The following is a 12682-nucleotide window of genomic DNA, read 5'->3' on the forward strand; positions in this document are numbered from 1 at the left end:
TTCAGACAAAACGGCCAAAATACTCGGTTCTCAGAACGGGCAAGCATGGTGGGCTTTGATCTTCTCTGCGCTGACAGGATGAACGAAATGCAGTTCGCTGGCGTGCAGCATCAATCGCGGCGTCCCTTCGGTGCCTGGCAGCAGACGGCCGCCATACAGGTCACAGCCCAAAATAGGATGGCCCAACTGCTGGCAGTGGATACGCAGCTGATGGGTGCGCCCGGTCTCCGGGATTAACTGTACCCGCGTCAACGGCAGTAACGTCCCGTCTGTCAACTCGCGATAAGTGCGTTCAACGACCCGATAGCGTGAGCGAGCGGGCTTGCCGTGGAGTGAGCAAATCGACATCAGCGGGAACAGCGCCGGATCTTTGGCAATTGCCGCATCTATCACCCCTTCGTCGTCGTTCAGGTGCCCGCAGAGCAATGCGCTGTACACCTTGGTGACGGTACGCTGACTGAACTGTTGGCAAAGGGCGGCATTGATCGCTTTATTACGCGCTATCACCATCAGCCCGGAAGTGCCTAAATCAAGGCGGTGGACCAGCGTACAGCCAGGAAATAGCTGCACCAGCCGATGATGCACCGAATCGAGGTTTTGCGGGTTTTTCCCCGAGAGGCTTAGCAGCCCGGCGGGTTTATTGATAAGCACCAGACTCTCGTCCTGATACAGCGTTTCTATCTGGTCATGGCACGGCGGGGCAATAAAGGTATCGATAATCTTAGACATCAGGCTGCCCGACGGGAAAGTGGGAGCGGATAATAACGAATTTTTGGCCGCCAGTCAGTTGTCGCTGCCCGGCCCCTTGCCAAAGGAGGGTGAACGGTTAACCCGGCAGAGGGGCTTTCACCAGACGCCGAACGGCGTCTGGCTTCCAAAGGGGTTACTGAAAGGCGTTGCCGGCTTATTGCCCGTAGTAGGCATTTTTGCCGTGTTTGCGCAGGTAATGTTTATCCAGCAGTGCCGGTTGCATGCTGTGAATGCCCGGCGTTAGCTGACGTGAAAAAATCCCCATGTAGGCAATTTCTTCCAGCACCACCGCGTTATGCACCGCACTGTGCGCGTCCTTGCCCCAGGCGAACGGCCCGTGTGAATTGACCAATACTGCCGGAATGGCGTTCGGGTTGATGCCGCGACGGCGGAAGGTATCGATAATGACCTTGCCGGTTTCCAGCTCGTATTCATGCTCAATTTCGTCTTCGGTCATCAGGCGGGTACAGGGAATCGCACCGTAGAAGTAATCGGCGTGGGTGGTGCCCCAGGCGGGGATATCCAATCCTGCCTGCGCCCAGATGGTAGCGTGGCGCGAATGGGTATGAACGATACCGCCGATATCGGCGAATTCACGGTACAGCGCCAGATGGGTAGCGGTGTCAGAGGAGGGCTTTTTGGTGCCCTCGACGGTGTGCCCGTTGGCGAGATCGACCACCACCATGTCCTCCGCAGTCATGTGTTCATACTCCACGCCGGAAGGTTTGATCACCACCAGCCCGCGTTCGCGATCCACGGCGCTGACGTTACCCCAGGTGAAGGTCACCAGGTTATGGCGCGGCAGGTCTAGGTTGGCTTCCAGCACCTGTTGTTTAAGCTGCGGCAGCGTTAGCATGTCATACCCCCTTGTTGCATTTTCTGTTCGATCCACCGGCGGGCCTGCACAATCTCGGCCACTGGCTCTTCGGCTTTTTCGGTCCACATTTCAATCAGGAAAGCACCGCGGTAGTTAAGCTGTTTCAGGGTGCGGAATACGGCGACAAAATCGACGCAGCCTTCGCCAAACGGCACGTCGCGGAACTGTCCCGGCGAGCTATCGGTAACCGGGTAAGTGTCCTTCAAATGGATGGCGGCGATGCGGTCAATGCCCAGCGCCAACTCCTGCGCCACGTCATTGCCCCAGGCGCTCAGATTGCCGACGTCCGGATAAACCGTGAACCAGGGGGAGGCCAGGCAGGCGTCCCAGGCCTTCCATTTGCTGATGGAGTTCATAAAGGCGGTGTCCATGATCTCTACCGCCAGCATCACCTGCGCTGCGGCGGCGCGCTCGACTGCCCACTGCATACCCTCGGTGAAGCGGGCAAGGGTGCTTTCGTCCTGCGGCTCGTAATAGACGTCATAGCCGGCGAGCTGAATGGTGCGGATGCCGACGTCCTTCGCCAGTTGAATCGCCTGTTCCATCATCTCGAAGGCACGCTGACGCAGCGCATCGTCATGGCTGCCGAAGGGAAAGCGGCGATGACCGGACAGGCACATCGACGGGATGCTGATGCCGGTTTCCAGCATGGCGCTGACCAACGACAACCGCTGCTCCTTACTCCAGCTCAGACGTGCCAGCCGCTCGTCGCTTTCATCCACCGACATTTCAACAAAATCAAAACCGCAGGCCTTGGCCAGCGCCAGCCGCTCGGGCCAGGTCAGGTGCTTCGGCAAGGCTTTTTCATAAATTCCCAAGGGGTGCTGACGCATATCAACTTCTCCAGATGTCATCAATGGCCGAGCGGAACTGACCGGCAGCGGCCAGCGGATCGGCAGCCTCCGCCAGCGCTCTGCCGACGATAAAAGCGGTCACGGCGATGTCTTTAAACAGCGGCAAATCGGTCGGCGTGATACCGCCGGTCACCGACAATTCAATGCCCAGATCAGACAAGGCCTTCATCAGATCCAAATCTTGATGGCTCCAGGTTTGCCCGCTGGCCTGCGCGTCGCGGCCACGGTGGTATATCGCCTGGCGGATACCGAGATCGCGCCACTGTTGGGCATCCTCCAACGTCCAGCGGCCGAACAGCTCAATCTGGATCTCGCCCTGGTGTCGTTGCGCCACTTCCAGCGCACTGGCCATGGTGGCCAACGGGGCGGCGCAAATGACGGTCATCCAGTTGGCACCGTGGCCGAAGGCCTGTTGCGCCAACGTGCCACCGGCATCGGCCACTTTCAGGTCGGCCACCAGCGTATGTTGCGGGCAGCGCTCGCGCAGTGCGCTCACCGCCTGAATACCGGCGCTGATGCATAAGATGGTGCCGGCCTCGATGATGTCGACGTGGGGCCGCAGGCGTTCTGCCGTCTGCAGAGCGGTATCTAACCGGGTGTGATCGAGCGCCAGCTGCAGGCGCGGTTTATTGCTCATAAAGCCTCCTTACTGTGCGGATTGCAGCGTTTGCAGCGCGGCAATCAGCGCCTGATAACGTTGGTGTTTTTTGCCGTAGGCCGCACTTGCTGAAGTATCCGGCAACACCTGCTCAATACGTGGCGCCAGCTCGCGTTGGGCAGCGGTGAAGTCGCTGAATGCGTCGCTGCCGACCATCGCCGCCATCGCGGCGCCCAGGCAGCCGGTTTCTTCCACCTGCGGCAGTTCGACCGGCAGGCCGCTGACGTCGGCAAACATCTGCATCCAGGGCACTGACTTGGCTGGGCCACCGGTGACGCGCAGCGCGGTGGCCGCAGGGAAACGTTGCCGCATGCGGTTGAGATGGGTCATATGGCAGAACACCACCCCCTCGTAAATCGCCTGCACCAGGTGCTCGCGCTGGTGGAAAGCCTGCAGGCCGTGGAAGCTGGCGCTCAGGCCCAGCCCGGCGTTGGAGCCATACAGGAAGGGTGCGAACAGCAGGCTGCTGTCGGCCTTGGGCAACGCCGCTACCCAGTCATTGAGTTGGGCGTAGTCTTGCAGGCCCCATTGTCGGCAGAACCACTCCAGGTTGGCGGCGGAGGTGGGGCTGGCTTCATGCACGATGTATTTGCCGGCTTCGGCATGACGGCCATAAACAAAGGGATGATCGAACCCTGCGGTAATGCGGTCGGTGATGCCGCTGGTGACCGACCAGGTACCCATCACAGCATTGAGTCGGGTTTCGTCCTGCAGCCCGGCGCACAGTGCGGTAGACACCACGTCAAACAGCCCGCCAACCACCGGCGTTCCCGGCAGCAGCCCGGTCGCGGCGGCAGCAGTAGCGTTGACGCGCCCGGCGATTTCGGCGGAACCGACGATCGGTGGCAGCGCGGGCATGATGTCGCCAATCCCCAGCAACTGCGCCAGCGCCGGGTCATAGCGGCCGTCGGCCATCTGATAAAGATTGGATTCGGAGATATTGGTCTCTTCGCAGGCCAGCTCGCCGGTCAGGCAGTAGCGCAGATAATCGTGCGCCATCAAAACGCTGCCAATTTGGCGATAGCGTTCCGGCTGGTGTTGCCTGACCCAGCGCAGCAATGACACCGGATGGCCGGTCCACAGCGTTTGTCGGGTCTGCGGGTAGAGTGCCTGCGGCACGCCCTGTTTTTGCCACTCCTGCACCAGTGTCAATGCGCGCTGATCGGAAGACAGCATGGCGTTGCCCAGTGGCAGGCCGCGTTTATCCAATAAAAACGCGCCCTTGCCCTGTGCCGAGATGCCGATTGCCTGAATATCACCGGCGGCAACCTCGTTGCGGGCCAAGACTTCCCGGATCACCTCGGCGGCGGTGCTCCACAGCGCGTGCATATCCCGTTCCGCCCAGCCGGGCTGCGGCGCGATAATCTCAAGATTGCGGCGGGCAATATCCAGCTCGCTACCTCGGCGGTCATAGAGCCCGGCTTTGATAAAGGTGCCGCCGCAGTCCAACCCCAACCAATATTCCATTATTCGGCCCCCGCTTTCTGGTCGCATTTATTCGGCAACATCAGTGCCAGAACCGACGCGATGGTCAGCGATACCGCCAGGCTATAAACGCCGACATCCTTGCTGAACAGACTGATCAAGACGCCGACCATGTACGGGCCGCAGAAGCCGCCCAGGTTGCCAAGTGCGTTGATCACGCCGCGTGCCCCGCCGGCCACTTCGGCGTTAAACAGTTTGGGAGGAATGGTCCAAAACACCCCGGCGGCGGCCTGGATAAAGACGCCGCAGCCGACCAGCGCCGCGTAAGACCACCAGATGTGATCTTTTAACAGCACTGACAGCGCCATACAGATGGCGAAGCAGGCCAGCGGCAATGCGACGAACACTTTGCGTTTGCCGGTACGATCGGACAGGGTGGAGATGATCAGCATGCCGAAGATGGCGCCGATATAGGGCAGGATGGCCAGCATGCCGACCTGCTCCATGTTGCCGTTGGTCAGCCCCTTGAGGATGGTCGGCAGCCACAGGGTGTAGCCGTAGATCCCGGTTTGATAGAAGAAGTTCACCATGATCAACTGCCACATGATCTTGTCGCCCAGCACCCGGCGCAGCGAGGCGTTACGCACCGTTTTGCCTTTGATCAGCAGCTGTTCGTCATGCAACGTTTTGATCAGGTAGTCTTTTTCAGCCTGTGAAATCCACTTGGCCTCCTGCGGGCGGTTGCTGATGGTGAAATACCACAGCACCATCACCACCAGCGACAGCGCGCCTTCCACCAGGAACAGCATGCGCCAGTCCCAGGCGGTGATGATCCAACCGGACAGCGGCGCGGTGAGAATACCGGCAATGGGCACGAACATAATTACGATGGCGTTGGCGCGCCCGCGCTCCTTGTCCGGGAACCAGTTGCTGATCATGGTCAGCACCACCGGCAGCATGCCGCCCTCGGAGACGCCCAGCGCGAAACGCAGGAATAACAGCTGATATTGATTGCTGACCAGCCCGGTCAGTACCGAGATCACCGCCCAGGCCAGCAGTGACCAGCCGATGAATTTCTTGCCGTTGCCGTACACCGCCAGCTTGCCACCCGGCACCTGCAAAAACAGATAGCCGATAAAGAAGATGCCGCCGGCCAGGCCGGCCATGGAAGCGGTGATGCCTAGTTCATCGTCCATGCCGCCGGGCATGGCGAAGGCAATATTCACCCGGTCCATGTAGGAGATGATGCAGGTAATAAGAATAGGCGGCACTATTCTCAACCAGCGTAATTTGGGAATGACCTGGCTGCGGCTAACGGAAACAGAGGCTGTATTCATCTATACACCTTTCGCTATTTTGTAGGGTCGGGCTTTATTGTTTTGGTTTGCGTTGGGCACAAGGGCGCCCGCACCGGCCTGAGGACCGGTGTTTTTTGCAGGTTTTCGTTTGCTGCTAATTAAGCGCTAAATAATGCCAGCGGTATTTTCACCACCACTTTGCGAATATCGCCGGGCTGTTGGTTAATACAGGCCGGGCGATGCACATCCTGCGGGAAAAATACCGCAAAATTTCCGGGCCGCAGGGTTAACCAGGATTCATCGGCGACGTCCTGATAAAAAAGAATGTCGCGCTGCGCCAGCAAATCCTGGTGGATCGGGTTATTACCGCGATCTGCCGCCACACCGATCAATTCGGTGCCGCTGACCAGAAACTGCACGTCGACGTTTTCCCGGTGTACCTCCGGTCGCAGATCGCTCGGCTGGTGGGTCTGCAGATCCAGCACCTGTACCACGTAGCCGGTGGCAGGATCCTGATACCGACCGGCGGGCAGGGCGCTGAAATCGGTGCTTTGCAGATAGGCGATGGCTTTGGCCACCGGCGCCGGGTACTGCTCCGGCGAAGTATGGACAATATGGCCGAATATCATGGTGACTCTCCTGTTAAAGCGCCTGAATACGCGCCCAGACGCGCTCATCCACGGGAATGCCGTCACGCATGTTTTCCGCGTGAATACGTGGGAATTTATGGCCCGGCAGGCGAATGGCTATCTCCGGGTTGTCGCGTTCTGCGCTGGTGATGTAGTCCATGATGCGCTGCAGTTTGGCATCGCGGGTGGCGCCGTCGATCAAGCGTTCGATCTCAATGGCGATGAAGACCTGCGACACGCCATACTCTTCGCGGTTGTCTTCGGTCACTTCCGCCACTGAGGATCCGCCAGACAGCAGGGTGGCAATCATATCGAGCACGATCGACAGCGCGGATCCTTTCCAGTAGCCCATAGGCAAAATGCGGCGGTTCTCTTCAATGGTGGCAGGATCGCGCGTCAATTGTCCGTCGTTGTCGAAACCGCCGTCCACCGGCAGCGTTTTGCCCGCCAGCCGATTTAGCTCCAGTGCGCCATAGGAGAACATCGACATCGACATATCCACCATGGTGATGGGGTTGCCCGGCACCGCGACGATCAGCGGGTTGGTGCCGATGCGGCACTCCTTGGCGCCCCAGGGTGGCATAACGGCAATTGAGTTGGTCCAGCAGATACCGATATAACCTTTCTCCGCCGCCTGCCAACCGAAACCACCGCCGCGCATCCAGTGGTTGGCATTGCGCAGGGCCACCAGACCTATGCCGTGGCTGTCGGCCAACTGCATGGCGCGATCCATCATCCGGCGCGCCGTGAGATTGCCGATACCCTGATGCGCGTCCCATTGTTCAATGGCTCCGAGCGACAACAGCTTGCTGGGCTCGGCGTCCGGCACGATATCGCCGGCGTCCAACTGCTGAATAAAGCGTGGGAAACGGTTAACGCCGTGGGAGTAAACGCCGTTGGCAGAGGTGTCGGCGAACATGCCCGCACAGTCATCGGCGGTGGCTTCCGCCACGCCCCGCGACAGCAGCACGCGTTTGAATTCCTGTTTCAGATCGGTGTAACTCACTCTCATGCTGGTTCTCCGCTACGGCATTTTGTTTGTTTTATGTTCTTTGAATTTCAATATGCGAAATTGCATTTCAAATAAATGCTATACCTGCGGCCAGATGAAGTCAAAGCGAGGGAAGAGAAAGTTATTCATATAAAACAAGTGGTTAAATTAACTTGGTGGTTTTGTGATCGCAGGCACGTTTTTGGCCGTTGCGGTGTTTTAGGCGTGGCAAAGCAGAGCGGTAACTGCCCGCTCTGCTTTGGCCTTTATGACTAATTACCCTCGCGTATTCAGTATTTTGCGGTACAGCGAAGTGGTGGCGGTGATGTACAACTCATTGCCGTCTGGTCCGCCAAACGTGCAGTTGGAAACCCGCTCTGGCACTTCGATCTTACCGAGCTGTGTTCCCTGACTGTCGAAGATCAGTATGCCGTCGGCACAGCTGCAAAAAATGTTTCCAAACGCATCGACACAAAAGCCGTCCGGGAAGCCGGGGGCCACGGTGGCGAAACGGCGTCCGGCGTTAAGTTCACGTCCGTTAACCTGATACACCCGCAGCTCTCTGCGGCCCAGGGTTGGGAAATCGACGATCGACATATCCGCCACGTACAGCAGAGATTCATCCGGCGAGAATGCCAGGCCGTTAGGGCGCTGCAGATCGCTGGCCGCGATGTTCAGCGAACCGTCGCGGGGATCGAAGCAGTAAAGGTAACAGCCAACGATCTGACTTTCCGACTTGTAACCTTCTTCGTCACCGATAATGCCGTAGGGCGGATCGGTAAACCAAAGGGTGCCGTCGGAACGCACCGCCAGATCGTTGGGTGAGTTGAAACGCTTGCCGTCAACGCGATCGACCAGCATTTGCACCTCACCGTTGCTTTCGGTTCGGCTGATGCCGCGTCGTCCGTGCTCGCAGCTGACCACGCGGCCTTCGGCATCCCGTGCGTTGCCGTTGGCATAATGCGACGGGGAGCGCCACAGGCTCAGTTCCCCCTGTCGCGACCAGCGGAACATGCGATTGCCTTTCACATCGCTGAACACCACCGCATTTTGCGCGGGCAGCCACACCGGCCCCTCGGCCCAAATGGCCGGTGAGCACAGGCGTTCGAGCGGCGGGCCCGCCATCAGTTCGTTCATGCTGACCTCCGCTTACTTCACGCCCCAAATGGCTTTGTAATGGCCCTGATAATCATTTTGCGGGTCATACAGGTTACTGGCGCCGCCGTCGGCGGTGATGTTGTCGCGGGTCACCAGGTGCGCCGGGGTCACGTAGCCGGAAGGTGGCTGTTTGGCGAAGGCGCGGTTGAACTCATCCAGCAGTTGCCAGCCGTGCAGTTTAAGCGGCTCAGGTACCGTGGCTGACTGGCTGCCGCCGGAACGAATGCGCTGATAGGCCGAAATCGAGCCGTCGCCGGCGGAAATGCTGTATGGCGCATGGGTACCGCCCTTACCGGCGGTTTTCAGTGCCGGTGCCATAAAGTCAAAATACAAATCGTTAATCGCCAGTGCGTACTGGAATTGATCGCCGTATTTCTGCAGCAGGCTGAAGGTCATGGCGGGCATGCGGTTGGCTGTGTCCGCCAGCGGGGTATCGATAAACTCAACCACCTTGCAGCCGCTGCATTTGCCGATCTCCTCTTTCATCACGTTGGCCTTGTCCAGCGCGATTTGGTACAGCGAATCGGTGAAGATCAGCACGCTGGCTTTGCCGCCGGACTGCACCACGGCATATTGGGCGGCAATGCGCGCCACTTCGTTAGAGTCAGAGGTGACGTTATAGAACACGTTGTACTTGGCGATTGGCCCCGGCTCCGGCACCGCGTGCCAGGCCGTCAGCACTATGCCTTGTTGAATGGCCTTTTTCAGCGGGATCTTGGCGACGTTAGGGTTCCAGCCGCCGATCACTATGCCGTCCGGTTTTTGGGCAATCGCCTGATTGAGCGAGGCCAGCTGATCTTTCACCGAGCCACCGCCGTCGAGGGTTTCCAGCTTCCAGCCCGCGGCTTTCGCCGCTTCGCTCAGCCCTTCCTGCACCCCTTGCACACCGCCGTTTTTCATGTCCGAAGCGATAAAGATGATTTTCTTGTTGGCTTGCAGCTGTGGCCCGCTGGTGGGGCCGTCCCACTGAGTCACGCTGGCAGTCGCCTTGGCGACCGCTGCGGTGGCCTGATCCAGATAGGCGTCGGCCCAGGCGGATGAAGCAGCGCTGGCCAGCAGCAGGGTGGTCGGTAATATCCAAATACGTTTCATTCGGTGCACTCCTGGTTAAGGATTGATCGCTTTTTGGTTATTTTTATCAGCCGTAGCGGCTGGGCTGCGTTGTACCGCTTTTTGATTGAGTAACCGGCGGCGTTGGGCATAGCCCGCCAGGGTGATCGACAGCAACAGCGTCGCACCGTTGAACAGTGGCTCGACCCAGAATTCACCGCCGAACTGTTGGATACCGGCGATGCCGATAGCCAGAATGGCAATGCCAACCACGGTGCCCCAGACGTTAACCCGGCCCGGGCGAATGGTGGTGCTGCCGAGGAAGGCGCCGACCAGCGCCGGCAGCAGGTAGTCCATGCCGACGCTGGCCTGACCAACGCCCTGTTCGGCGGCGATCAGTACGCCACTGAAGCCGGTCAGCACGCTGGAGGCGATAAAGGCGCCAATGGTGAAGCGATTGACCGAGATGCCGTTCAGCCGTGCCGCCGCCGGATTGCCGCCCACGGCGTACATGCAGCGGCCAAGCGGGGTATGTTCGGTGATTAACCACAGCACCACGGCGACGATCAGCACGTAGAATGCGACGATCGGGATCCCGCCGATCTCGGTATGGTGCAGGGCGATGAAAGCATCCGGCAGATCGCCGACGATCTGTCGCCCGCCGGAGTGCCACAGCGCAATGGCATACAGCACGGTGCCGGATCCGAGCGTGGCGACGAAGCTGTCGATGTCCGCCAGTGCCACCAGAATGCCGTTCAGCAGGCCGTACAGAGCGGAAAGGGCCAGCACCGTCAGTACCGCCATCTGCCACGAAAAGCCGTATTCCACCTGCAGGGTGATGGCCAGGATATGCCACAGCACGATGCCGAAACCGACGTTGAGGTCAATTTTGCCGACGATCATCGGGATGGTCGCCGCCAGTGCCAGCAGCGCAATCTTGGCTTTGCTGGAGAGGATTGCCTGCAGCGTCAGCATGGACGCGAAAGACGGTGCGATCAGCGAAAATAGCACCACTAGCGCAACGCACAGCAGCAGCAGGCCGTAGCGGGTGAGAACCTGCATCAGCCAGGGGCCGGCACCGTCCTGCGACAGGCTGACTCTTTGCTCCAGTGCCGTTGATTTAACAGATGTTTTAGACATGGCCTACCTCAGATTCTAACGTTGTCGCGAGGGGTTCCCCGGAGCTGGCGGAGGCCAGTTCCAATAAATTGGCGAATGACACCTGCTGATTTTTCAGCTCGCCGACCACTTTTCCCCGGTTGAATACCAGTGCGCGGTTGCAGATATGGGCGATCTCTTCAAAGTCATTGGAGATCACCAACACCGCGATGCCGTCAGCCAGGGATTTATTTAACAGATGATAGATTTCCGCCCGGGCCCCTACGTCTACACCGGCGGTGGGATCTTCCAGGATCAGCAATGGGGCACCGAGGTGCATCCAGCGCGCCATCACCACTTTTTGCTGGTTCCCGCCGGACAGGGCGCTGATATCGATATTGACGTCCTTGGGCCGCACGTCGAACAGCTGTACTTTCCACCAACTGGCGCCGATTTCGGCCCGGCGGCTGTAGCGGGAAAGCAGCTTGTGGCCACTGGCACAAGGGTTGATAAACAGGTTTTCACGCACGCTCATCGACATCACCAGGCTTTCGCCGGTACGGTCACCCGCCACCAGCGAAACGCCGCAGGCCATGGCCTGTTGTGGGCTACTGGCGCTATAGGGTTGGTCGCGAAAGCGGATTTCACCTTCATCGGCATGACGCAGGCCGAACAGCAGGCGACCAATCTCTTCTTGGCCTGCGCCGCGCAGGCCGGCCAGCGCCAGCATTTCACCGGGCTGCAGGTTAAAGCTGACCGGGCCGATATCACCCACCACCACGTGATTGAGCTGCAACACCGGCGGCTGATTTTCCGGCAGGGGCTCGCGCTGATCTTCTGCCATTGCCTCACCGACGATCATCTGCACCAGATCCCGCAGCGAATAGTCGGCGGTATTGCCGCCCGCCACATAGCGGCCGTCGCGCATGACGCATACCCGGTCGGCAATCTCGATCACTTCGTCCAGCCGATGGGTGACGTAAATCATGCCGACCTTTTTGTCGCGCAGCCGGTTAATGACGGCAAACAGATGACGCACATCGTTGGCGGGCAGCGAGGCGGTCGGCTCATCCAACACCAGCAGTTCGGCGTTAACGGCCACCGCCCGGGCGATCGCCAGCAGCGATTTCTCGGTGCGCGACAGTTCGAACACCCTGGCGTCGGGATCCAGCGCGATGCCGACATCCTGCAGCGCCTGAGCGGCGCGGCGGCGAATGGCTCGCCAATCGATCAGGCCGAAGCGGCGTGGGAATCCCATCACCAGCGCCATGTTCTCCGCTACCGTCATCCATTCGATCAGCCCGAGGTCCTGATGAATAAAGGCAATAGGCTGGCGACTGTCACTTTTTATCGCCGCGGCGGAGGCTATGCTGGTGCCCTGGAACTGAATGTCGCCGCCGTCGCGTGGATACACCCCGGCCAGCACTTTGATCAGCGTCGATTTGCCGGCGCCATTTTCGCCCAGCAGGGCCAGGACTTCGCCCGGCATCACCTGCAGACTGACGTCGTTTACCGCGACGTTGCCGCCAAAGCGCTTAACGATATGGCTGAGGGTTAGAATGGGTTGTTCCGCATTATCTGGTGTCATGTGATGCGCCCCTGATAGTGAAATACGCAATCTGATTTATGCTTTCTGGTGTTTATATGTCCGTTAAATTTCAATATGCGAAATTCAATTTCAAAAATAATATGACGAACGCCAATCTAAAGCAAAGCCGGAGGTGTTTTAATTCTTGTTTTAAAACAACTGGTTATTTATGTCTTTGCGGAATTGTGACGTACAACTCACTTCAGGGGTTAGCAGAGTGTTGCGCATTTTTAACCTGCTGCTGACAATGAAACGGCGTTCCGTCTTCACCTGATGCGGGCCTTGGGGTAACATTCCCGGCAAAGG

General features: G+C 58.9%; 12 protein-coding genes. All 12 read right to left on the reverse strand.

Features of this window, described 5'->3' with window-relative positions:
- Window positions 1–30: 30 nt before the first annotated feature.
- Window positions 31–729 carry an RluA family pseudouridine synthase gene (locus ACMGG1_RS03345; RefSeq protein WP_262256174.1) on the reverse strand — a complete coding sequence of 233 codons (699 nt, stop codon included), beginning with the start codon at window positions 727–729 and terminating at the stop codon, window positions 31–33.
- 175 nt (window positions 730–904) lie between these two features.
- Entirely contained in the window at window positions 905–1606 is a 702-nt protein-coding gene (gene araD / locus ACMGG1_RS03350; RefSeq protein WP_020828517.1) for an L-ribulose-5-phosphate 4-epimerase, read from the reverse strand.
- Window positions 1600–2460 (reverse strand): L-ribulose-5-phosphate 3-epimerase, encoded by an 861-nt coding sequence (locus ACMGG1_RS03355; protein WP_044553295.1) that lies wholly within the window; start codon window positions 2458–2460, stop codon window positions 1600–1602. Before ACMGG1_RS03355 ends, araD begins: the two co-directional genes overlap by 7 nt.
- A 1-nt stretch (window position 2461) precedes the next feature.
- Entirely contained in the window at window positions 2462–3118 is a 657-nt protein-coding gene (ulaD, locus tag ACMGG1_RS03360; protein ID WP_046372688.1) for a 3-keto-L-gulonate-6-phosphate decarboxylase UlaD, read from the reverse strand.
- Window positions 3119–3127: 9 nt separating this feature from the next.
- Window positions 3128–4606, reverse strand: a complete 1479-nt coding sequence (locus tag ACMGG1_RS03365; RefSeq protein WP_316044211.1) for an FGGY-family carbohydrate kinase — start codon at window positions 4604–4606, stop codon at window positions 3128–3130.
- Window positions 4606–5901, reverse strand: coding sequence for an MFS transporter (locus ACMGG1_RS03370; protein WP_262256172.1), 1296 nt, complete (start codon window positions 5899–5901; stop codon window positions 4606–4608). The genes ACMGG1_RS03365 and ACMGG1_RS03370 overlap by 1 nt, the downstream gene beginning before the upstream one ends.
- 119 nt (window positions 5902–6020) lie before the next feature.
- Window positions 6021–6491, reverse strand: coding sequence for a YhcH/YjgK/YiaL family protein (locus ACMGG1_RS03375; RefSeq protein ID WP_262256170.1), 471 nt, complete (start codon window positions 6489–6491; stop codon window positions 6021–6023).
- Between the two features lie 13 nt (window positions 6492–6504).
- Window positions 6505–7503 carry a 3-dehydro-L-gulonate 2-dehydrogenase gene (gene yiaK, locus ACMGG1_RS03380; RefSeq protein ID WP_046372691.1) on the reverse strand — a complete coding sequence of 333 codons (999 nt, stop codon included), beginning with the start codon at window positions 7501–7503 and terminating at the stop codon, window positions 6505–6507.
- 255 nt (window positions 7504–7758) lie between these two features.
- Window positions 7759–8619, reverse strand: a complete 861-nt coding sequence (locus ACMGG1_RS03385; RefSeq protein ID WP_262256167.1) for an SMP-30/gluconolactonase/LRE family protein — start codon at window positions 8617–8619, stop codon at window positions 7759–7761.
- Between the two features lie 12 nt (window positions 8620–8631).
- On the reverse strand, window positions 8632–9732 hold the full coding sequence (locus ACMGG1_RS03390) for a substrate-binding domain-containing protein (protein ID WP_142814467.1): 1101 nt from the start codon (window positions 9730–9732) through the stop codon (window positions 8632–8634).
- 15 nt (window positions 9733–9747) lie between these two features.
- Complete coding sequence (locus ACMGG1_RS03395; protein ID WP_046372694.1) at window positions 9748–10830, reverse strand: ABC transporter permease; 1083 nt, start codon at window positions 10828–10830, stop codon at window positions 9748–9750.
- Window positions 10823–12376, reverse strand: coding sequence for a sugar ABC transporter ATP-binding protein (locus ACMGG1_RS03400; protein WP_115058081.1), 1554 nt, complete (start codon window positions 12374–12376; stop codon window positions 10823–10825). The genes ACMGG1_RS03395 and ACMGG1_RS03400 overlap by 8 nt, the downstream gene beginning before the upstream one ends.
- Window positions 12377–12682: the final 306 nt, after the last annotated feature.

It is taken from the genome of Serratia sp. BNK-12 (assembly GCF_047456085.1).
Classification (GTDB): Bacteria; Pseudomonadota; Gammaproteobacteria; order Enterobacterales; family Enterobacteriaceae; genus Serratia; species Serratia liquefaciens.